Raw genomic sequence first — 20740 nt, 5'->3', positions numbered from 1 at the left:
GTTGTCAGTTGCGCGGCAAGCCTCGCTGAGGCCTTCCCGCTACAGTCCGCGCATGAATCCCGTCGATCGCAAGCTCTCCATGGTGCAGGTGTTGGCCTGCGGCGCCATGATCGTGACCCTGTCCATGGGCATCCGGCACGGCTTCGGCCTCTGGCTGCTGCCCGTGACGCAGGCACAGGGCTGGAGCCGGGAGACCTTCTCCTTCGCGATCGCGGTGCAGAACCTCGCCTGGGGCTTCTGCGGCATCTTCGCCGGCATGCTGGCGGACCGCTTCGGCGCCTTCCGCGTGCTGGTCGGCGGCGCGGTGCTCTACGCGGTGGGCCTCTGGGGCATGGCGGCGGCGCCCAACCCGCAGCTGTTCGCCCTGTTCGCGGGCGTCCTGATCGGCGCGGCGCAGGCCGGCACGACCTACGCGGTGATCTACGGCGTGCTCGGGCGGCAGGTGGATCCGGCCAAGCGCTCCTGGGCGATGGGCGTGGCGGCGGCCGCCGGCTCCTTCGGCCAGTTCCTCATGCTGCCGGTCGACGGCTTCCTGATCGGCGCGCTGGGCTGGCAGACGGCGCTGTACGTGCTCTCGGCCGCGGTGCTGTTGATCATCCCGCTCGCCTGGGGCCTGCGCGAGCCGGGCTTCACCGGCGGCCAGGCGCCGAAACGCGAGCAGTCGGTGGCACACGCGCTGTCCGAGGCCCTGCGCTACCCGAGCTTCCTGCTGCTGACGGCGGGTTACTTCGTCTGCGGCTTCCAGGTGGTGTTCATCGGCGTGCACATGCCCAGCTACCTGAAGGACCACGGCTTCTCGCCCCAGGTCGCCACGACCTCGCTCGCGCTGATCGGCCTGTTCAACGTGTTCGGCTCCTACTTCGCGGGCGCCCTGGGCCAGAAGTTCGCGCGCCGCAAGATCCTGGCGTCCATCTACCTGGGACGCTCGATCGCGATCACGCTGTTCCTGCTGGTGCCGCTGTCGCAGCCGTCGATCTTCGTGTTCTCCGCCGTCATCGGCCTGCTATGGCTGTCGACCGTGCCGCCCACCAATGCGACGGTGGCGCAGATCTTCGGCGTGGCGCACCTGTCCATGCTGGGCGGCTTCGTCTTCTTCAGCCACCAGATCGGCTCCTTCATGGGCGTCTGGCTGGGCGGCATGCTGTACGACCGCACCGGCAGCTACGACGTCGTCTGGTACCTCTCCATCGCCCTGGGCATCTTCGCGGCGCTGGTGAACCTGCCGGTGCGCGAAGCCCCCATCGCGCGCGGCGCCACGCCGCAGGCGGCCTGACGTGGCGACCCGCACCCGCACCCTGCTCGCCTACGGCGCCGCGGCGGTGGTGCTGGGCGCCGTGTTCCTCCTGTACTCGCGCCCCGAGATGATGGTGGCCGTGGGCGAATTCGTGTGGTCCTGCTTCCCCACCGTTCGATAAGCGTTTCCTCCTATCCCTTTAGGGAGGCCCCCCTGCGCCACGCCGGGCGGCGCGTTCACAATCCGCCGCCATGAACGTCATCCTCATCACCGGCGGCTCCGACGGCATCGGGGCGGAGATGGCCCGCCAGCTCGCGGCGACCCACAAGGGCCAACTGGCGCTCGTGCTCTCCGGGCGCAGCCAGGACAAGCTCGATGCCGTCGCCGCGCAGTGCCGCGCGCACGGCAGCGAGGTGCTGACGGTGGCCATGGACATGGCCGTCGAGGCGCAGTGCCGCGCCCTGGTCTCCCGCACCATCGAGCGCTTCGGCCGCCTCGACACGCTGGTGAACAACGCCGGCATCTCCGCGCAGGCCAACTTCGCCGACGTGAAGGCCGAGGACCTGCACTGGTACCTGGACCTGATGCAGGTGAACCTGTGGGGATCCGTGTGGTGCACGCACGAGGCCCTGCCCCACCTGAAGCAGGCGCGGGGCCGCATCGTCGCCGTGAGCTCGCATGCCGGCATGATCGGCGTGCCCGGCCGCACCGCGTACAGCGCGACGAAGTTCGCGATGACCGGCTTCTTCGAGGCCTTGCGCGCCGAGATGAAGCCGACCGGCGTGAGCGTGACCATCGCCTATCCCGGCGCGGTCGACACGCGCATCCGCTACCGGGGCTACAACGCCGAGGGCCAGCCCGCGGGCCGCAGCGGCCTCAACGAGGACGACATGATGTCCGTGGAGGAATGCGCCCGGCTGATCATCGACGGCATGGACCGGCGCCAGCGCGAGGTGGTGATGACGGCCAAGGCCAAGGTCGGCCGCTTCATCAAGCTGCTCGCGCCGGGCATCGTGGAGGACATGGCGCTGAAGGCGCTGAAGGAAGAGGCGCGTCCGCGCTAGCCCCCACCCCAACCCGCCCCCGGAAGGGGAGGGAGAAAGACCCATGCACGGAACCGAAGCTCCCTCCCCCTGGATCGCCCGCTTCGCCCCCCTGGTGCCGGCGGGCGGGACGGTGCTGGACCTCGCCTGCGGACGCGGGCGGCACTCGCGCTTCTTCGCCGCGCGCGGCCACCGCGTGCTGGGCGTCGACCGCGACGCCGACGCGCTCGCGACATTGCAGGGCATCGCCGAGACATTGCAGGCCGACATCGAGGGGGGCCCCTGGCCGCTCGCCGGCCGCAGCTTCGACGCGGTCGTCGTCACGAACTATCTCTGGCGCCCGCTCTTCCCGCGGATCCTGGAAGCCGTGGCGCCGGGCGGCGTCCTGCTGCACGAGACCTTTGCGCAGGGCAACGAGACGGTCGGCAAGCCTTCGCGGGCGGATTTCCTGCTCGCCCCAGGCGAACTGCTGCATGCCTACGCCGGGCTGCGGGTCGTGGCGTACGAGGACGGCTTCCTCGAGGACCCGCCCCGGTACGTCCAGCGCATCGCCGCCGTGCGCGAGCCCGCCGGCAGTACACGACCGCGTTACCCGCTCTAGTTAGAATCGCCTATTCCCGGGAAACACCCATGACACCGATTACTGGCAGCATCGTGGCGCTCGTGACGCCGATGCACGACGACGGCAGCGTCGACTACCCGACGCTGCGCAAGCTCGTCGACTGGCACATCCAGCAAGGCACGGACTGCATCGGCGTGGTCGGCACCACGGGCGAATCGCCCACCGTCGACGTCGAGGAGCACCAGGAGATCATCCGCGTCTCCGTGGAGCAGGCCCGCGGCCGCGTGCCGATCATGGCCGGCTGCGGCGCGAACTCCACGGTCGAGGCCATCGCCCTGGCCAAGTACGCGCAGAAGGTCGGCGCCGACTGCCAGCTGCAGGTCGTGCCTTACTACAACAAGCCCACGCAGGAAGGGCAGTACCGGCACTTCAAGGCCATCGCCGAGAAGACCGGCGACCTGCCCATGGTGCTTTACAACGTGCCCGGCCGCACCGTCGCGGACATGCTGCACGACACCGTGCTGCGCCTGGCCGAAGTGCCCGGGATCGTCGGCATCAAGGAAGCCACCGGCAACATCGAACGTGCCCAGTGGCTGGTGCGCGAGGCGCCGAAGGGCTTCTCGATCTATTCGGGCGACGACCCGACCGCCGTGGCACTGATGCTGTGCGGCGGCCACGGCAACATCAGCGTGACGGCCAACGTCGCGCCCAAGTTGATGCACGAACTGTGCGTCGCGGCCGTCGCGGGCGACGCGAAGCGCGCGATGGAAATCCAGCTGCAGCTGCTGCCGCTGCACCGGCACCTGTTCGTGGAAGCCAACCCGATCCCGGTGAAGTGGGCGATGGCCCGCATGGGCCTCATGGGCGGCGCGCTGCGCCTGCCGATGACGCCGCTCGCCAAGGCCAACGAAGCGATTGTCGAAGGCGCGCTGCGCGCCAGCGGCCTGCTCTGAAGCGGGCCAGGAAGAGATAGAGGGGATTCGATGAAGTTGACCGTGAAGTCCGGCCTGCTGCTTGCCATGGCCGTGGCGCTCTCCGCCTGCTCCGTGCTGGAGGGCGACAAGATCGATTACAAGAGCGCGCAGAAGGGCCCGTCGCTGGAGGTGCCGCCGGACCTGACGCAGCTGAACCGCGAATCGCGCTACGTGGTGCCCGGCGGGCCCGTGTCCGCCAGCACCTATGCGCTCGGCCAGTCCGTGCCCAACCTGCCCACCGCGGCGACCGCCGTCGGCGACGTGCGCATCGAGCGCGCGGGCAACCAGCGCTGGCTGGTGGTGAACCGCCCGGCCGACCAGCTGTGGGGCCCGGTGCGCGACTTCTGGCAGGAAAGCGGCTTCCTGCTCGCCATGGACCAGCCCAACCTGGGCATCATGGAGACCGACTGGGCGGAGAACCGCGCGAAGATCCCGCAGGACTTCATCCGCAGCACCCTCGGCAAGGTGATCGACTCCGTCTACTCCACCTCCGAACGCGACAAGTTCCGCACGCGCTTCGAGCGCTCCGCCGCGGGCGGCACCGAGATCTTCATCAGCCACCGCGGCATGCAGGAGGTCTACAACAACCGCGAGCAGGACCAGACCGTGTGGCAGCCCCGCCCGGCCGACCCCGAGCTCGAGGCCGAGTTCCTGCGCCGCCTGATGGTCAAGCTCGGCGCGCCGCAGGCGCAGGCCGCGGCCGCGACCAGCGTGGCGGCCGACAAGCCCACCTCGCGCGTCGCCTCCGTCAACAACCAGCCCGTGGTCGTCATCGACGAAGGCTTCGACCGCGCCTGGCGCCGCGTCGGCCTGGCGCTGGACCGCACCGGCTTCACGGTGGAGGACCGCGACCGCAGCCAGGGCACCTACTTCGTGCGCTACGTGCCGCCGAACCCGGACAAGAAGGAGCCGGGCTTCCTCGGCAAGCTGTTCAGCCGCAGCACGCCGGCGGAACAGCCGCTGAAGTACCGCATCAACCTGAAGGCGGAAGGCCAGACCACCACCGTGTCGGTGCTCAACGCCAACGGCGCGCCCGAGACCTCCGCGAACGCGCAGAGGATCGTGCAGGTGATCGCGGACGACCTGAAGTAAGGAAGCGCATGCAAGGCCCGCTTCGGCGGGCCTTGTCTTTTGGACCGACGCAAGTGATCCGTTTCAAGTCCCTGGGCAGTGGCAGCACTGGCAACGCCACCGTCATCCAGGCAAGCGGCGAGGGTTCCCCCACGCACCTGCTGGTGGACTGCGGCCTCGGCATCCGCGAGCTGGAGAAGCGCCTGGGCGCCGCCGGCATGCTGGCCGAGCAGATCGACGCCATCTTCATCACGCACGAGCACGCCGACCACATCGGCTGCGCGCAGCGGCTCGCCATGCGCGAGCGCATCCCCGTCTACATGAGCCAGGGCACGTACGCGGCGCTCGGCCAGCCGGACTTCGGCGGTCTGGTGCGCCTCGCGGCCGATGGCGACGTGTTCGAGGTGCGCGGCCTGCAGGTGCGGCCTTTCACGGTGCCGCACGATGCGCGCGAGCCCCTGCAGCTGTCGTGCACCGACGGCAACGTGCGCCTGGGCGTGCTGACCGACCTGGGCCACGTGACGCCCCACGTGCAGCAGGAACTCGCCGGCTGCGCCACGCTGCTGCTGGAGTGCAACCACGACGAGGCGATGCTGCAGGACGGGCCGTATCCCTGGTTCCTCAAGCGCCGCGTCGGCGGCGACTGGGGGCACTTGGCCAACAGCGCCGCGGGCGCGCTGGCGCAGGCGCTGCTGGCGGCGGGCAACCTGCGGCAGGTCGTGGGCGCGCACCTGAGCGAGCAGAACAACACGCCCGAGCTGGCGCGCGCTGCGCTGGTAGGCGCGCTGGGCAGTGCCGCCGAGATCCACATCGCGGATGGGCGCAGCGGGAGCGGGTGGTTGGTGGCGTGAGCCGCTGCGCGGGCGGTGGGGCTCGCTTCGCTCACCGCCGGCGGCTGCGCCGCCCCACCCTACCCCAAACGCGCGCATCGCCGGTTTCCTGTAGGGTGGCGGCGCGCCAGCGCCGGCAGGTGAGCAACGCGAACCCCACCGATGAATTCACGCATGAAAAAAGCCGCCCGAGGGCGGCTTTTTCGTCCAAGCGAAGCTGTGCTTACTTGGTGCCGGAGGCAGCGCCGGAAGCGGCAGCAGCGGCGTCGGACGCAGCGCCCGCGGCAGCGGAAGCGGCACCGGCGGAAGCGGAAGCAGCACCGGCGGCAGCGTCGGCGGCGGGAGCAGCGGCCGGGGCCGGGGCGGGCATCGGGGCAGCAGCCGGAGCGGGAGCGGGCGCGGGCGCCGGCTCTTCCTTCTTGCCGCAAGCGGACAGGGCAGCGGCAGCGACCAGGGCGGCCAGAACGAGCGATTTCTTCATTTCAGGTTTCCTTCTATGGGAATGGGACAAGCGGATCCGGAATGTCCTGGCGGTCGATGCCGCTAGTGACCGAGCGGAAAGGCTAGCACCCGTCCAACTCAGCCAAACATTATAGCGTTCAAAACAATTTTTTCGGGGTTAACCAGTAGATCGGGAACCCCGCTCACAGCCCGAGCGTGGTGGCGGGAAAGGCCGGGGTGGACTTCTGCAGCCAGGCGTCGAGCGATTCGCGCAACGCGACGCGCCGCTCGGGCTCGCTGCCGCAGAAACCATTGCTGCGCAGCGCGTCGCGACGCTCGAGCACCCACTGCGGGCTCCAGATCGCGCTGGGCAGGTCCAGCGGGTCGGCGGCGGGACAGGCGCTGGCGCTCACGATGTGCGACCAGGCGCCGCGCCAGCGCACGAAGCGCGCGTGCTGCCGCGTGACGACGTCGTAGCGCTTGGCCAGCAGCACCAGGTGCCGGCCCGTGGCGGACCACGCCTGCAGGGACTCTGCCACCGCGCGCTCGCCGAGTGGCCAATCCTCGAAGCTCGCGTCGCTGAGGATGATCTCGCGCCAGCCCGCGCGCGCCGCCTCCGCCAGTGCGTCGCGCACGAGCTGCCGGAATTCCTCGCGGCCTTCGAAGCGCTTGTCCGGCAGTGCCGGCGCCCCTTCGCTCATGGTGCACCTCCGTTCGCCTGCAGCCAGCCGGCCTCGCACCAGGACAGCAGCAGGTCGCGCGCGGCTTCGCTCGCGCCTTCGAGGTCCTGCGCGTCCAGGCGACGGCGGTCGGCGAGCCGCCGCATCAGCGCCGCGTCGCGGCCCGCGGCACGCCACGCCTCGCCGTTGATGAACACGTGCCTGCGATCGTGCAGCATGCGCGTGCGCGGGTCCAGCACCACCGAGCGGAGGCGGCGCGGCGCGCTGGCCGGCTCGAACCACACGTTCGGCTTCGGTTCGGTGAGGTATTCGCCCAGCGCGCGGTCGAGCGCGTGCGGGTCCTTCAACGCCGCGGCAAGCGCGTTGCGCGCGAAATCGGAGATCCCCTCCGGGATGGCTCCCGGGCTGGCCGTGGCGGGCTGCGCCGGATCGCGGTACAGGCGCGGCTCGCCCTCGCCTTCCGCCGCCTCGTCGGCGATGCGCTGCAGCAGCTCGCGCGCGAGCTCCGCCTGCGCCGGCGCGCGGAAGCCGATCGAGTACGTCTGGCATTCGCCTTCGGCGATGCCGTCGTGCGCCCAGCGCGGCGGCAGGTAGAGCATGTCGCCGGGCTCCAGCACGTATTCCTCCTCGGGCTCAAAGCGCGCGAGGATCTTCAGCGGCACGCCTTCCTGCAGCGTGAAGTCGCGCTGGCGGCCGATGCGCCAGCGGCGCCGGCCCTGCGCCTGCAGCAGGAACACGTCGTAGCTGTCGAAGTGCGGGCCGACGCCGCCGCCGTCGGTGGCGTAGCTGATCATCAGGTCGTCGAGCCGCGCCGCGGGAAGGAAGGAAAAGCCGTGCAGCAGCGCATGCGCGGCGGGCACGTGCAGGTCCACGCCCTGCACGAGCAGCGTCCAGTCGGGGCGCTTCGTCGAAGGCAGCGCGCGGCGCGCGAAAGGTCCGCGCTGCAGGCGCCACGCTGCGCCGTCGCGCTGCACCACGCGCGACTCCACGTCGGAGTGGCCGGCGAGCTCGAACAGCTCGCGCGCCGCGAGCACGGGCTGGAAGCCGGGGATGGCCTGGCGCACCAGCAGCGGTTTCTTCTGCCAGTGCCTGCTCATGAAGCGGGACGGCGTGAGGCCGCCCAGCAGGGTCGAGGGTTGCGCGATGTCCATGCGGTCGGGGGGAACTGCGACAATTCTCCTATGGAAATCACATCGCACTGCGTCGTCGCGCTGACCTGGACCCTGAAGGACACGCTGGGCGAGGAACTCGATCGCCTGGAGGAGCCGGTGGAATTCCTCGTGGGCGGCAGCGACCTGCTCGCGAAGATCGAGGAGGCGCTGCAGGGCCACGAGCCGGGCGACCGCGTCGACCTGCACCTCGAGCCCGAGGACGCGTTCGGCGACTACGACGAACGGAAGGTGTACCTGGAGCCGCGCTCGCTGTTCCCGCAGGAGCTGGAGGAAGGGATGACCTACGAAGGCCTGCCCGCCGGCGCCACCAGCCAGGACGCGCCCCCCAACCTGCTCTACACCGTCACCGAGATCTACCCGGAGCACGTCGTGCTCGATGGCAACCACCCGCTCGCGGGCATCGCGCTGCGCCTGCACCTGAAGGTGGAGGCGGTGCGCGAGGCGACGGAGGACGAGGTGGGGCAAGGCACCCTGGGCACGGGCTTCTTCCGCATCGGCGAATAAAAAAACGCCCGGCAACGCCGGGCGTTTCGCATGGGCGAGCTGCCGCTTACCCGCGATAGATCACGCCGTTGTCCACGCGCACGCGGTCGCCCACGCGCAGGTCGCCCGTGGCCGGCACTTCGTACGTGCGCATGATGCCCTGGTCCGTCTGCATCGTGATGCGGTAGCCGGCCTGCGTGGTCGCGCCGGCGGAGTTGCGGGCCAGGTGGTTGCCCACCGCCGCGCCGCCCACCGCGCCCAGGATGGTCGCGGCCGTGCGGCCCGAGCCGCTGCCGATCTGGTTGCCGATCACGCCGCCCGCCACACCGCCGATCACGGCGCCGAGGATGTTGGTCGTGGGAGCGCTGGTGCCGACCGGCATGTACTCGATGTTCACGATGCGGCCGTACTCGGTGCCCGCGGCGGGGTACGAAGCGGTGGTCGGATAGGTCGAGTACGTCGGGGCCGTGCCGTAGGTCGGGCCATAGGACGAGCAGGCGGCCAGCGTCGCGATGGCGAGCGTGCCGGTGACCAGGGAAGCGAGGCGGGTCATACGCATGGAGTTCTCCTTGTTCGACATGGCGCCACCCACCGTGGGGGCGCCCTGTACAGCTGATTGAACGTGCGCCCGGTCGCACGCAAGTGCAGTCAATCCCGCACTTTGCTGTAGGAGTAGTTGGGAGAGCTTGTCAGCCGGCGCGGACGCCGGAATACATCAGCTCTTGCCCGTCGAGCCGTAGCCGCCGGCGCCGCGCTCGCTGGGCGGGAACTCGTCGACCACCCGGAAGCCGGCCTGCACCACCGGCACGATCACCAGCTGGGCCAGCCGTTCCATGGGTTGCAGCGTGAAGGCGGTGTCGCTGCGGTTCCAGGCGCTCACCATCAGCTGGCCCTGGTAGTCGCTGTCGATCAGCCCGACGAGGTTGCCCAGCACGATGCCGTGCTTGTGCCCGAGGCCGGAGCGCGGAAGGATCAGCGCGGCGTAGCCCGGGTCCTTGAGCCACATGGCGAGGCCCGTCGGCACGAGTTGCCAGGCATTGGGCTCCAGCGTCAGCGGCGCATCCAGGCAGGCACGCAGGTCCAGGCCGGCGCTGCCGGGCGTGGCATAGGAGGGCATCTGGTCCGCGATGCGCGGATCGAGGATCTTGACGTCGACTTGCATTCGGTTGGTGTCAGGTGCGGGGCAGGCGCCGCGCAATCTCGGCGACGAGGCGGCGCGCGCATGCGATCTTGGAGGCGCGGGGCAGCTCCGTGGTGCCTTGCGCATCCACGAGCAGCATCTGGTTGTCGTCCTGGCCGAAGGTGAGCGGGCCGATGTTGCCCACCAGCAGCGGGATGTCCTTGCGCTCGCGCTTGGCCTTGGCGTGCTTGACGAGGTCGTGGCTCTCGGCGGCGAAGCCCACGCAGAACAGCGCGCCGCTCCTGGCACGCTCGCCCTTGGCCACGGTGGCGAGGATGTCGGGGTTCTCGGTGAAGGCCACGGTGGGCGCGCTGCCGCTGCCGTCCTTCTTGATCTTCTGGTCCGACTCGGTCACGGGACGCCAGTCGGCGACCGCCGCGGCGGCGATGAAGATGTCGGCCTGGGGCACTTCGGCCTGCGTGGCAGCGAGCATGTCGCGCGCCGACTTCACGTCGACGCGCCGCACGCCGCGCGGCGTGGGCACGCTCACCGGGCCGGCGACGATGGCCACGTCCGCGCCCGCCTCGCGCGCGGCACGCGCGATCGCGAATCCCATCTTCCCCGAGGAGTGGTTGGTGATGCCGCGGATCGGGTCCAGCGCCTCGAAGGTGGGGCCCGCAGTGATCACGACCTTGCGGCCGGAGAGCACCTTGGGCTGGAAGAAGGCGACGATGTCCTCCAGCAGTTCCTCCGGCTCCAGCATCCGGCCGTCGCCGGTCTCGCCGCAGGCCTGGAAGCCGCTGCCCACGCCGAGGATGGTCGCGCCGTCGGCGGCCAGCTGCGCCATGTTGCGCTGCGTGGCGGGGTGGGCCCACATCTCGCGGTTCATCGCGGGCGCGATCAGCAGCGGTACCTGCGCGATGGGACGCGCCAGGCACATCAGCGACAGCAGTTCGTCCGCGCGCCCGTGCACCAGCCGCGCCATGAAGTCCGCGCTGCACGGGGCGATGACGATCGCATCGGCCTGCCGCGACAGGTTGATGTGCGGCATGTTGTTCGGTTCGCGCGGGTCCCATTGCGAGGTGTAGACCGTACGGCCGGAGAGCGCCTGCATCGTCACGGGCGTGATGAACTGCTCGCTCGCCTCCGTCATCACGACCTGCACCGTCGCGCCTTCCTTCACGAACCCGCGGCACAGCTCCGCGGCCTTGTAGCACGCGATGCCACCCGTGAGCCCCAGGACGATGTGTCTGCCGGCGAGGTCGTTCATGGAGCGGGAGTGTACTGAGGCTTCGTCGTCGCCGCCCTCTCTCCCCGGGAAGCGCCGCAGTTGGCCGCGCACGCAGCGACGGAGTCGCACGCGTAGGCTGGGTTGCGCGGAGCGCACCCCAGCAACCCGCGCCGGTGCGAAAAGCTGGGGTGCCCTTCGGGCAACCCAGCCTACGTAGGCGGTCGCACACGCGCTGCGCAGGCCTTGGACGGGGCCGCCCGCCCCGTCCAAGACCGGACCACGAGGCGCTCCTTCATCCAGACAGTGCGTCGGTTTTTCGCACAGCATGGCCCGACTCAGCGGGAGGCCATGAGCACCTTCCTTATAATCTCGCTTTACCACCTCCCCGGGAGCGCTCCTCCCGACCTGACATGACCAAATTCGTCTTCGTCACCGGCGGTGTGGTGTCTTCCCTCGGCAAGGGAATCGCCTCAGCCTCCCTCGCAGCGATCCTGGAGTCGCGGGGCCTCAAAGTCACCCTGATCAAGCTCGATCCCTACATCAACGTGGATCCGGGCACGATGTCCCCCTTCCAGCACGGCGAGGTGTTCGTGACCGACGACGGCGCGGAAACCGACCTGGACCTCGGCCACTACGAGCGCTTCGTGTCCACGCGCATGCGCAAGGCCAACAACTTCACCACCGGCCAGATCTACAAGTCGGTGCTGGAGAAGGAACGCCGCGGCGACTACCTGGGCAAGACCGTGCAGGTCATTCCCCACGTCACCAACGAGATCCAGGAATTCGTCCGGCGCGGTGCCGGCGTCGGCACCCCCAACGAGGTGGACGTGGCGATCGTCGAGATCGGCGGCACGGTGGGCGACATCGAGTCCCTGCCCTTCCTGGAAGCCGTGCGCCAGATGGCGCTGAAGCTCGGCCCGAACAACTCCGCCTTCGTGCACCTCACCTACGTGCCCTTCATCCAGGCCGCGGGCGAGCTCAAGACGAAGCCGACGCAGCACACCGTGCAGAAGATGCGCGAGATCGGCATCCAGCCGGACGCGCTGCTGTGCCGCGCCGACCGCAAGGTGCCGGAAGACGAGGCCGAGAAGATCAGCCTGTTCACCAACGTGCCGCGCTGGGGCGTGATCTCCATGCCGGACGTGGACACGATCTACAAGGTGCCGCGCGTGCTGCACGAGCAGGGCCTCGACGGCCTCGTGTGCGACAAGCTGCGCCTGAACACGCCGCCCGCCAACCTGAAGCGCTGGGACGACCTCGTGTACGAGGTGGAGCATCCGCGCGGCGAGGTGAACATCGCCATGGTCGGCAAGTACGTCGACCTGTCCGACAGCTACAAGTCGCTGAACGAGGCGCTGCGCCACGCCGGCCTGAAGAACCACGTGCGCGTGAAGATCGACTACCTCGACTCGGAGACCATCACGCCCGAAAGCGTGAACGGGCTGGCCAAGTACGACGCGATCCTGGTGCCCGGCGGCTTCGGCAAGCGCGGCATCGAAGGCAAGATCGCCGCGGCCCGCTTCGCCCGCGAGAACAAGCTGCCCTACCTGGGCATCTGCCTGGGCATGCAGGTCGCCACCATCGAGTACGCGCGCGACGTCGCCGGCCTCGAGGGCGCCAACAGCACCGAGTTCGAGCCCAACACGCCCCACCCCGTGATCGCGCTGATCACCGAGTGGCAGGACGCCGACGGCACCATCAAGACGCGCACGGAAACCTCCGACCTGGGCGGCACGATGCGCCTGGGCGCGCAGAGCTCCGACGTGGCCAAGGGCACGCTGGCGCACAAGATCTACGGCGACGTGGTGACCGAGCGGCACCGCCACCGCTACGAAGCCAACGTCAAGTACCTGGACCTGCTGCGCAAGTCCGGCCTCGTGATCTCCGCGCTGACCCAGCGCGAGCACCTGACCGAGATCGTGGAGCTGCCGCAGGACGTGCACCCCTGGTTCATGGGCGTGCAGTTCCACCCGGAATTCAAGTCCACGCCCTGGGACGGCCACCCGCTGTTCAATTCCTTCATCCATGCCGCCGTCGAACACCAGGCCGCGGGCCAGGGCAAGGCCGGCAAGTCCCTGAAAGCGGTGGCGTAAATGAAGCTCTGTGGTTTCGACGTGGGGCTCGACCAGCCCTTCTTCCTCATCTCCGGTCCCTGCGTCGTCGAATCCGAGCAGCTGCAGATGGACGTGGCGGGCCAGCTCAAGGAGATCACCTCCTCCCTCGGCATTCCCTTCATCTTCAAGAGCAGCTACGACAAGGCCAACCGCTCCTCCGGCAGCAGCTTCCGCGGCCCCGGCATGGAGAAGGGCCTGGAGATCCTGGCGAAGGTGAAGCGCGAGCTGAAGGTGCCCGTGCTGACCGACGTCCACACCGAAGCGGAGATCCCGCGCGTGGCGGAAGTGGTCGACGTGCTGCAGACGCCCGCCTTCCTGTGCCGCCAGACCGATTTCATCCGCGCCGTGGCCCAGTCCGGCAAGCCGGTGAACATCAAGAAGGGCCAGTTCCTCGCCCCGGGCGACATGAAGAACGTGATCCAGAAGGCCCGCGACGCCGCGCGCGAGAAGGGCCTGCCGGAGGACAGCTTCATGGCCTGCGAGCGCGGTGCCAGCTTCGGCTACAACAACCTGGTGAGCGACATGCGCTCGCTCGCGATCATGCGCGAGACCGGCGCGCCGGTGGTGTTCGACGCGACCCACTCCGTGCAGCTGCCGGGCGGGCAAGGCACCAGCTCGGGCGGCCAGCGCGAGTTCGTGCCGGTGCTGTCGCGCGCCGCGGTCGCCGTCGGTGTCGCCGGCCTGTTCATGGAGACGCACCCGGACCCGGCCAAGGCGCTCTCCGACGGCCCCAACGCCGTGCCGCTCGCGAAGATGCGCGCCCTGCTCGAGACCCTGGTGGAGCTGGATCGCATCACCAAGAAGAACGGTTTCCTGGAGAACGACTTTGCCTAGCGCCTACATCCTCGCCAACGTCGACGTGAAGGACCCCGCTGCGTACGAGGAGTACAAGCGCCTGTCCACCATCGCCATGAAGGCCCACGGCGCCGAAGTCTGCGTGCGCGGCGGCAAGACCGAAGTGCTGGAAGGCGACTGGACCCCCAACCGCGTCGTCCTTCTGAAATTCCCGTCCGTCGAGGCGGCGAAGGCCTTCAACGACTCCCCCGAATACAGCGCCGCCCGCAAGGCCCGCGAGGGCATCGCGGTCATGCGCATGGTGCTGATCGAAGGCGTTTGACGAACGAAGAATGAGAACGCAGAGGTCGCAGAGATGACGCAGAGGTCGCAGAAAGGAAAGCCATGATGGTTTTCTCTGCGACCTCTGCGCATCCTCTGCGACCTCTGCGTTCATGAATTTTTGAACTACACAGAAACTTGAACCATGAGCGCCATCGTTGACATCGTCGGCCGTGAAGTCCTGGACTCGCGCGGCAACCCCACCGTGGAATGCGACGTCCTGCTGGAGTCGGGCACCATGGGCCGCGCGGCCGTGCCCTCCGGCGCTTCCACGGGCTCGCGCGAAGCCATCGAGCTGCGCGACGGCGATCCCAAGCGCTACCTGGGCAAGGGCGTGCTCAAGGCCGTGGAGCACATCAACACCGAGATCTCCGAGTCGGTCCTGGGCCTCGATGCAAGCGAGCAGAACTTCCTGGACAAGACGCTGATCGACCTGGACGGCACCGACAACAAGAGCCGCCTGGGTGCCAACGCGATGCTGGCCGTGTCCATGGCCGTCGCGCGCGCCGCGGCCGAAGAGTCGGGCCTGCCCCTGTACCGCTACTTCGGCGGCATGAACGGCTGCCAGCTGCCCGTGCCGATGATGAACGTCGTCAACGGCGGCGCGCACGCGAACAACAACCTCGACCTGCAGGAGCTGATGATCATCCCCGTGGGGGCGCCCAGCTTCCGCGAGGCGCTGCGCTACGGCGCCGAGGTGTTCCACGCCCTCAAGAAGATCATCCACGACAAGGGCATGTCCATCGCCGTCGGCGACGAAGGCGGCTTCGCCCCGAACGTGGAGAACCACGAGGCCGCGATCCAGATGATCCTGCAGGCCATCGAGAAGGCGGGCTACACCCCCGGCGACCAGATCGCCCTGGGCCTGGACTGCGCCGCCAGCGAGTTCCACAAGGAAGGCCTCTACGACCTGTCCGGCTCCGAAGGCAGGAAGCTGTCGGCCGGCGAGTGGATCGACACCCTCGAATCCTGGGTCGGCAAGTACCCGATCATCAGCATCGAGGACGGCATGGGCGAAAGCGACTGGGACGGCTGGAAGGCCCTGACCGAGCGCCTGGGCAAGCGCGTGCAGCTGGTGGGCGACGACCTCTTCGTCACCAACACGAAGATCCTGCGGGAAGGCATCGAGAAGAACATCGCCAACTCGATCCTGATCAAGATCAACCAGATCGGCACGCTCAGCGAGACCTTCGCCGCCATCGAGATGGCCAAGCGCGCCAACTACACCGCGGTGATCTCCCACCGCTCCGGCGAGACCGAGGACTCCACGATCTCCGACATCGCCGTGGGCACCAACGCCGGCCAGATCAAGACCGGCTCGCTCTCGCGCTCGGACCGCATGGCCAAGTACAACCAGCTGCTGCGGATCGAGGAAGACCTGGGCGACGTCGCCCAGTACCCGGGCCGCGCGGCCTTCTACAACCTTCGCTAGTGGATAGCCGCGCCGTCGCTGCCCTGCTGATCGGCCTCCTGGCCGTGGTGCAGGCCCAGCTCTGGCTGGGCCGCGGCAGCGTCGGCGACGTGGCGCACCTGCGCCAGAAGCTGGACGAACAGAAGGCGCGCAACACCGTCGCCCAGCAGGCCAACGAGCAGCTCGCCGCCGAAGTGCGCGACCTGCAGGAAGGCCTGGAGATGGTGGAGGAGAAGGCGCGCGCGGAGCTGGGCATGGTGCGGCCCAACGAGGTCCTCGTCCAGATCGTCAAGTGAGCACCCCCGCCATCTCCGCCCAGGCGGGGATCCAGCGCGTCGGCCTGTTCGGCGCCCCCGGCACCGGCCGCACGCGCCTGGCGCAGGAACTCTCCGCGCGCGGCGTCGCCGCCATCGAACTCACGCCCGACGCGGCCTCACGCTGCGACACGGCCCTCGTCATGGGCCTCGACCTCCCCTCCTCCACCGGCCACGAAGCCGAAGACGCCCGCATCCGCGCGCAGCTGCAGGCGGCCGGGGTGGTCTTCCAGGTGGTCTATGGACAGGGCGCGCAGCGGCTGCAGTCCGCCCTGCTGGCGCTGGGCCTCGGGGAACGCAGCGAGCGCGACGAAGGCCGCGCCTGGAACTGGGTGTGCGAGAAGTGCAGCGACCCGGCCTGCGAGCACCGCCTGTTCACGCGCCTGAAGGAAGGGCGCTAGGCACCGGCGCACGCACCGCGCGCCACTGCGCCACCAGGGCGGGCAGCTCCGAGATGTTCGGGATCGGCTGCACGCCCGCGATGCGATGGCGCGCCAGCACCGGCGAGCGCCCGCCTGCCCACACCGCCACCTGCGGCGCCAGTTCGCCGCGCAGCTGCTCGAGCCCGCGCAGCACGTGCGCCGGATTCATGCTGGGCGTGAAGCTCAGCCCCACCACGTCGGCGTGGAACGCCTTGCTCGCCGCGACGATCTGCTGCAGGGGCACGCGCACGCCCAGCGACGTGCAGGGGCAGCCTTCCAGCGCCAGCAGCACCTGCGCCATCAGCAGCCCCAGGCCGTGCCCTTCTTCCGGGAAGGTGGCGAGCAGCACCCGCGGCCCGGGCGCCACCGGCTCGGCGACGCGGGCCAGGTGCGTGCGCACCACCTGCTGCACGCACTCGCTGTACAGGTGCTCCTCGAACACTTCGACCTCGCCACGCGCCCACGCGATGCCGACGTCCACGTTCAGGCGCGCCATCTGCTCGGTGACGAAGCCGGCCAGCCCCTTCTGGCGGATGCCCTCCTCGAGGAGGCGCCGCACGGTGGCGACGTCGTGGGCGCGCAGCGCGGCGATCACCGGCTGGTCGACGGACAGGGGGCGCTCGCCGCCGCGGTCGCCCGCGGGGCCGGCGAGGGACTCGAGTTGCGGCAGCGTGAGCTGCACCAGCCGCCCCGGCCGGTGGCCCTGGTTCATGAGGTCGGCGATGAGGCGCAGCTTGCGCACCTGGTCGTCGGGGTAGCTGCGCTCCCCGCGCAGGTCGCGCCCCGGTTGGGGGAAGCCGTACCGGCGCTCCCAGATGCGGAGGGTCGCCCGGGCGATGCCGGTGGCCTGCTCCACCGAAGCGATGGGGACCCCTTCCTGTGGCTCGGTCATGGCGGACATGGGGCGCATTGTCGCGCTTGCCGCGCCCGCCTTGGGATGGGAGCCACCCGAGGTATCCATTGGTGCTACTGCATCGTGGACGACGCCGGCGGCTGGTCCCCCGGCGCCATGAAGATCTGGGCAGCGTCCACCGCGTCGAAGCGGTAGTGCTGGCCGCAGAAGTCGCAGGAGACGTCGATCTCGCCCCGCTCCTCCAGGATGCTTTCCGCCTCCTCGCGCCCCAGGCCGCGGATCATGCCGGTCACGCGCTCGCGGCTGCAGGTGCAGGCGAAGCGCGGCGTCTGCGGGTCGAAGCGCAGCATCTTCTCCTGCCAGAACAGGCGGCGCAGGATGGTCTCGACGTCCAGTTGCAGCAGTTCGTCGCCCGTGAGGCTCGCGGTGAGCGTCGCGATGCGGTTGAAATGCTCCATCTGCTCGGAGAGCTCCATGCCGCGGATGTTGGACTCGCCCTCCGCCGGCAGCCTCTGGATCAGCAGCCCCGCGGCGACGTTGTTGTCCGCCGCCAGCACCAGCCTGGTATCGAGCTGCTCGGACTGGCGCATGTAGTGCTCCAGCACGTCGGCCAGGTTCGGCTGGCCCTCGCCATGGGTGGCGTTGAGCGGCACGACGCCCTGGTAGGCCTGCTGGCCCGGGAGGCGGTCCTTGGGGTCCAGCGTGATCGCGCAGCGGCCGCGGCCGTTGACGTTCACCAGGTCCTGCAGGTGCGCGTCGGCTTCCACCTCGCCGACCACCTTCGCGGTGACGCGCAGGCTCAGGTCGTGCTGCACCTCCGCGACGGCGACCTTCACCGGCCCCTCGCCGAAGATCTGCATGATCAGCGCGCCGTTGAACTTGATGTTGGCCTGCATCAGCGCGCTGGCCGCGGCCATCTCGCCGAGCATCTGCGTCACGGGCCAGGGCCAGGGCGACTGGGCATCGTCGGCGCGGCGGCGGGTCAGGATCTCCTGCCAGGCGTCGGTGAGGCGGACGATCATGCCGCGCACCGGCAGGCCGTCGAACAGGAACTTGTGCAGCTCGGACATCAGCCGATCTTCTTCAGCTTGCGGCCGTGGCGTTGCGCGTTCTCCACGTAGTGCGGCGGGATCGTCTGGAACTTGGCGACCTGCTCCGCATCGAGGGTGCGGACCACCTTGGCGGGCGAGCCGATGATCAGCGAGTTGTCCGGGAATTCCTTGCCTTCGGTCACCACGCTGCCGGCGCCGACGATGCAGTTCCTGCCGATCTTCGCGTTGTTCAGGACCACGGCCTGGATGCCGATCAGCGAGCCGTCGCCGATGGTGCAGCCATGCAGCATCACCTGGTGGCCGACGCTCACGTTGTCGCCGATGGTGAGCGGCACGCCGAAGTCCGCGTGCAGCACCGACAGGTCCTGGATGTTGCTGTTCTTCCCGATGCGGATCCACTCGGTGTCCCCGCGCACCACGCAGCCGTACCAGACGCTGGTGTTCTCGCCCATCTGCACCTGCCCGATCACCTCCGCGCTGTCGGCGACCCACGCGCCTTCGGCCAGTTTCGGCGCCATGCCGTCGAGTTCGTAGATCGCCATTGGTTCTTTCTTTCGGGGGTGGCAAAACTACAATTCTAGAGATGGAGCTTCGTCAATGGGCTCTGCAGGCCTTGGCAGAGCCGGACCCGCGCACGAAAGCTGCGCTGGCGACCGAGCTGCATGCCACGGCCGCGCAGTGCACCCTCTCACCCACCGCAGCCGTGCCGCCCGCCCGTCTGCCTGGGCGGCCGGAACTGCCGCGCCTCGTGCATCCCGCGCGCGTGCCGCGCCGTTCGCCGGCCAGGCCCGAGGGGCTGGCGGCCCTGCTGCACGCCATCGCCCACATCGAATTCAACGCCATCAATCTCGCGCTCGACGCCGCCTGGCGCTTCGAAGGCATGCCGCCGGAGTTCCACCACGACTGGCTGCGGGTCGCGGCCGAGGAGTCGTACCACTTCCGCCTGCTGGCGGACCACCTCGCGACACTGGGCCATGCCTACGGCGACTTCGACGCGCACGACGGGCTGTGGTCCATGTGCGAGAAGACGAAAGACGACATCGTGGCGCGCATGGCGCTCGTGCCGCGCACGCTGGAGGCGCGCGGCCTCGATGCCACGCCGCAGATCCAGCAGAAGCTGCGGCAGGTGGGCACGCCGGCGGCACTGCGGGCGGTGGAGATCCTCGACATCATCCTGCGTGACGAAGTCGGCCACGTGGCGATCGGCAACCACTGGTACCGGTGGCTGTGCGGGCGCGAGGGGCTGGACCCCGTCGCGCACTACGGTGTCCTGGTGGAGCGCTACGCCGCGCCGCGGTTGCACCCGCCCTTCAACGTGCAGGCGCGCCGCCGCGCCGGTTTCTCCGACGAAGAGCTCGCCTGGTTGCTGGGCGCCTGAGGCGCCCCTGAGCCAGCGAGGCTGGGCGATGCCGCACCGCGCGGTCGGCTGAGGCACCGCCGCCGCGTAGGAATCCGCCGTCGACGGGCTGCTCACGAGACCGACACCTGGCGCCGCGAGGACGACCAAGCATGGTGCATCCCATCGGAGCCAACGAATGATCAAAGCCAAACTCACCCTGATCGCTGCAGTCGCCTTTGCCGCCACCGGCGGCGCGGCGCTCGCCCAGACCAGCAACTCGGCGACGAGCAACACCAGCACCCAGTCCAGCCAGTCGGTCGCGCCCAGCGCCAGCACCTCGCTCGAGACGAACTCCACGTTCCGGGCGATGCCGCACAGCACCGTCACCATCAGTCCGAGCGGAACGACCAACCAGACCACTGCCGCCACCCAGAACACCGGAACCACCAGCAACACCCAGGCCGGCACGGCACCGGCCACCGGTTCGGGCAAGAGCGGCAGCACCACCAACAAGGCGAGCAGCACGACGAGCACCAGCGCCGGCCAGTCCGTTTCGCCGCAGGCGAGCACGTCGGTGAACACGGACTCGACCTTCCGCGCGATGCCGCACAGCAACGTCACGATCAGTCCGAGCGCCACGACCAACCAGAGCACGAGCGCGACGCAGAACACCGCGACGACCAGCAACACCCAGGCGGGCGCGAGCGGCGGCGGCAGCACGACCTCGACCTTGGGTGGCGTGTCGGCCGCGGGTGCCGGCGCGGGCGGCAACGCCGCGGTCAGCGCCGGCTCGGTCAGCAGCCAGATCAATGCCGACGGGCCCGGCAAGCATGGCCAGGGCAAGGCAAAGGGCCACGACAAGAACAGGAAGCACAAGGACTAGGCAGCCATGGCGGCGCTGCAGGGACATGCGCGTACCTGCCGGGCAGCCGGAGGAAAGGGGCTTCGGCCCCTTTTTTCTTCTGCTGCCCTCGTGCTGTGCCTGGCCGCCAGCGGCGCGGGGGCGGATGCGACCTCCAGCAGCACCAGCATCAGCAGCAGCACGACCAGCAGCGTCACGGGCGTCGATCGTGACGGCAACGTCTCGACCGTCACGAGCACCAGCACCAGCACCAGCGTCGGGAGCGCCTCCGGGACGACGTCGTGCAGCGTGAACGTGGGTGGCCGGCACTGCGAAGCCGCGTGCTCGGCCCCCAAGGTGGCGCGCTGCGTCAAGGATCCGGCAGGGAAGACGCCGCGCTGCAGCTGCCGGTAGCGCCGGCGCGCACGCGCCAGCGC

Annotated in this window: 26 protein-coding genes; 16 read left to right on the top strand and 10 right to left on the bottom strand. The window is 69.4% G+C overall.

The window, feature by feature from the left end; all coding sequences use genetic code 11:
- The first annotated feature begins 52 nt into the window (after positions 1 to 52).
- From H8N03_RS05695 to H8N03_RS05665, 7 genes are all read left to right on the top strand, one after another.
- Positions 53 to 1273 carry an MFS transporter gene (locus tag H8N03_RS05695; protein ID WP_187075126.1) on the top strand — a complete coding sequence of 407 codons (1221 nt, stop codon included), beginning with the start codon at positions 53 to 55 and terminating at the stop codon, positions 1271 to 1273.
- 1 nt (position 1274) lies between these two features.
- Positions 1275 to 1415 (top strand): hypothetical protein, encoded by a 141-nt coding sequence (locus tag H8N03_RS05690; RefSeq protein WP_187075125.1) that lies wholly within the window; start codon positions 1275 to 1277, stop codon positions 1413 to 1415.
- A 70-nt stretch (positions 1416 to 1485) separates the two neighbouring features.
- Positions 1486 to 2298: an SDR family oxidoreductase gene (locus H8N03_RS05685; RefSeq protein ID WP_187075124.1), complete on the top strand. Its 813-nt coding sequence runs from the start codon at positions 1486 to 1488 to the stop codon at positions 2296 to 2298.
- 43 nt (positions 2299 to 2341) lie between these two features.
- Positions 2342 to 2878, top strand: coding sequence for a class I SAM-dependent methyltransferase (locus H8N03_RS05680; RefSeq protein ID WP_187075123.1), 537 nt, complete (start codon positions 2342 to 2344; stop codon positions 2876 to 2878).
- Between the two features lie 29 nt (positions 2879 to 2907).
- Positions 2908 to 3792 carry a 4-hydroxy-tetrahydrodipicolinate synthase gene (gene dapA, locus H8N03_RS05675; RefSeq protein ID WP_187075122.1) on the top strand — a complete coding sequence of 295 codons (885 nt, stop codon included), beginning with the start codon at positions 2908 to 2910 and terminating at the stop codon, positions 3790 to 3792.
- 30 nt (positions 3793 to 3822) lie between these two features.
- Complete coding sequence (bamC, locus tag H8N03_RS05670) at positions 3823 to 4905, top strand: NlpB/DapX family lipoprotein (protein ID WP_187075121.1); 1083 nt, start codon at positions 3823 to 3825, stop codon at positions 4903 to 4905.
- 53 nt (positions 4906 to 4958) lie between these two features.
- Positions 4959 to 5735 (top strand): MBL fold metallo-hydrolase, encoded by a 777-nt coding sequence (locus tag H8N03_RS05665; RefSeq protein ID WP_187075120.1) that lies wholly within the window; start codon positions 4959 to 4961, stop codon positions 5733 to 5735.
- A 202-nt stretch (positions 5736 to 5937) separates the two neighbouring features.
- On the opposite strand, the gene H8N03_RS05660 is transcribed toward H8N03_RS05665, so the two are convergent.
- From H8N03_RS05660 to H8N03_RS05650, 3 genes are all read right to left on the bottom strand, one after another.
- Entirely contained in the window at positions 5938 to 6195 is a 258-nt protein-coding gene (locus H8N03_RS05660; protein ID WP_187075119.1) for a hypothetical protein, read from the bottom strand.
- Between the two features lie 163 nt (positions 6196 to 6358).
- Positions 6359 to 6856, bottom strand: coding sequence for a hypothetical protein (locus H8N03_RS05655; RefSeq protein WP_187075118.1), 498 nt, complete (start codon positions 6854 to 6856; stop codon positions 6359 to 6361).
- Positions 6853 to 7986, bottom strand: a complete 1134-nt coding sequence (locus tag H8N03_RS05650) for a cupin domain-containing protein (RefSeq protein ID WP_187075117.1) — start codon at positions 7984 to 7986, stop codon at positions 6853 to 6855. Before H8N03_RS05650 ends, H8N03_RS05655 begins: the two co-directional genes overlap by 4 nt.
- Before the next feature lie 30 nt (positions 7987 to 8016).
- Between H8N03_RS05650 and H8N03_RS05645 the strand changes: the two genes are divergently transcribed.
- Entirely contained in the window at positions 8017 to 8511 is a 495-nt protein-coding gene (locus tag H8N03_RS05645; RefSeq protein ID WP_187075116.1) for an FKBP-type peptidyl-prolyl cis-trans isomerase, read from the top strand.
- Between the two features lie 46 nt (positions 8512 to 8557).
- Here H8N03_RS05645 and H8N03_RS05640 read toward each other — a convergent pair whose 3' ends face one another.
- The 3 genes from H8N03_RS05640 to coaBC form a co-directional block, all read right to left on the bottom strand.
- Positions 8558 to 9049, bottom strand: coding sequence for an outer membrane lipoprotein (locus H8N03_RS05640; protein ID WP_187075115.1), 492 nt, complete (start codon positions 9047 to 9049; stop codon positions 8558 to 8560).
- A gap of 156 nt (positions 9050 to 9205) precedes the next feature.
- Positions 9206 to 9652, bottom strand: a complete 447-nt coding sequence (dut, locus tag H8N03_RS05635) for a dUTP diphosphatase (protein WP_187075114.1) — start codon at positions 9650 to 9652, stop codon at positions 9206 to 9208.
- A 10-nt stretch (positions 9653 to 9662) separates the two neighbouring features.
- A complete protein-coding gene (gene coaBC / locus H8N03_RS05630; RefSeq protein WP_187075113.1) occupies positions 9663 to 10880 on the bottom strand; it encodes a bifunctional phosphopantothenoylcysteine decarboxylase/phosphopantothenate--cysteine ligase CoaBC in 1218 nt (405 codons plus the stop codon).
- A 371-nt stretch (positions 10881 to 11251) separates the two neighbouring features.
- Here coaBC and pyrG point away from each other — a divergent pair, with 371 nt between their 5' ends.
- The 6 genes from pyrG (at position 11252) to H8N03_RS05600 (ending at position 16197) form a co-directional block, all read left to right on the top strand.
- Positions 11252 to 12934, top strand: coding sequence for a CTP synthase (pyrG, locus tag H8N03_RS05625; protein WP_187075112.1), 1683 nt, complete (start codon positions 11252 to 11254; stop codon positions 12932 to 12934).
- Complete coding sequence (gene kdsA, locus H8N03_RS05620; protein ID WP_187075111.1) at positions 12935 to 13789, top strand: 3-deoxy-8-phosphooctulonate synthase; 855 nt, start codon at positions 12935 to 12937, stop codon at positions 13787 to 13789.
- Positions 13782 to 14072, top strand: a complete 291-nt coding sequence (locus H8N03_RS05615) for a DUF1330 domain-containing protein (RefSeq protein WP_187075110.1) — start codon at positions 13782 to 13784, stop codon at positions 14070 to 14072. The genes kdsA and H8N03_RS05615 overlap by 8 nt, the downstream gene beginning before the upstream one ends.
- Before the next feature lie 144 nt (positions 14073 to 14216).
- Complete coding sequence (gene eno, locus H8N03_RS05610; protein ID WP_187075109.1) at positions 14217 to 15503, top strand: phosphopyruvate hydratase; 1287 nt, start codon at positions 14217 to 14219, stop codon at positions 15501 to 15503.
- Positions 15503 to 15778 (top strand): septum formation initiator family protein, encoded by a 276-nt coding sequence (locus tag H8N03_RS05605; RefSeq protein ID WP_187075108.1) that lies wholly within the window; start codon positions 15503 to 15505, stop codon positions 15776 to 15778. The genes eno and H8N03_RS05605 overlap by 1 nt, the downstream gene beginning before the upstream one ends.
- Complete coding sequence (locus H8N03_RS05600; protein WP_187075107.1) at positions 15775 to 16197, top strand: ATP-binding protein; 423 nt, start codon at positions 15775 to 15777, stop codon at positions 16195 to 16197. The genes H8N03_RS05605 and H8N03_RS05600 overlap by 4 nt, the downstream gene beginning before the upstream one ends.
- On the opposite strand, the gene H8N03_RS05595 is transcribed toward H8N03_RS05600, so the two are convergent.
- The 3 genes from H8N03_RS05595 to H8N03_RS05585 all read right to left on the bottom strand — a co-directional run bounded on the left by H8N03_RS05595 (position 16172) and on the right by H8N03_RS05585 (position 18665).
- Positions 16172 to 17119 carry a MerR family transcriptional regulator gene (locus H8N03_RS05595; RefSeq protein ID WP_187075106.1) on the bottom strand — a complete coding sequence of 316 codons (948 nt, stop codon included), beginning with the start codon at positions 17117 to 17119 and terminating at the stop codon, positions 16172 to 16174. The two genes, H8N03_RS05600 and H8N03_RS05595, sit on opposite strands and share 26 nt — an antisense overlap.
- A gap of 65 nt (positions 17120 to 17184) precedes the next feature.
- Entirely contained in the window at positions 17185 to 18141 is a 957-nt protein-coding gene (gene hslO / locus H8N03_RS05590; RefSeq protein WP_187075105.1) for an Hsp33 family molecular chaperone HslO, read from the bottom strand.
- Positions 18141 to 18665: a gamma carbonic anhydrase family protein gene (locus H8N03_RS05585; RefSeq protein WP_187075104.1), complete on the bottom strand. Its 525-nt coding sequence runs from the start codon at positions 18663 to 18665 to the stop codon at positions 18141 to 18143. The genes hslO and H8N03_RS05585 overlap by 1 nt, the downstream gene beginning before the upstream one ends.
- Positions 18666 to 18706: 41 nt before the next feature.
- Here H8N03_RS05585 and H8N03_RS05580 point away from each other — a divergent pair, with 41 nt between their 5' ends.
- Positions 18707 to 19501, top strand: a complete 795-nt coding sequence (locus H8N03_RS05580; RefSeq protein WP_187075103.1) for a ferritin-like domain-containing protein — start codon at positions 18707 to 18709, stop codon at positions 19499 to 19501.
- A gap of 157 nt (positions 19502 to 19658) precedes the next feature.
- Positions 19659 to 20345 carry a hypothetical protein gene (locus H8N03_RS05575; protein ID WP_187075102.1) on the top strand — a complete coding sequence of 229 codons (687 nt, stop codon included), beginning with the start codon at positions 19659 to 19661 and terminating at the stop codon, positions 20343 to 20345.
- Here the strand turns inward: H8N03_RS05575 and H8N03_RS05570 are convergent.
- Entirely contained in the window at positions 20342 to 20677 is a 336-nt protein-coding gene (locus tag H8N03_RS05570) for a hypothetical protein (RefSeq protein WP_187075101.1), read from the bottom strand. The genes H8N03_RS05575 and H8N03_RS05570 overlap by 4 nt on opposite strands.
- Positions 20678 to 20740 lie beyond the last annotated feature (63 nt).

This window comes from Ramlibacter cellulosilyticus (genome assembly GCF_014297465.1).
Lineage (GTDB): Bacteria > Pseudomonadota > Gammaproteobacteria > Burkholderiales > Burkholderiaceae_C > Ramlibacter > Ramlibacter cellulosilyticus.
Note: the sequence above shows the minus strand (reverse complement) of the source record. Positions and strands in the feature narration are given on the sequence as shown.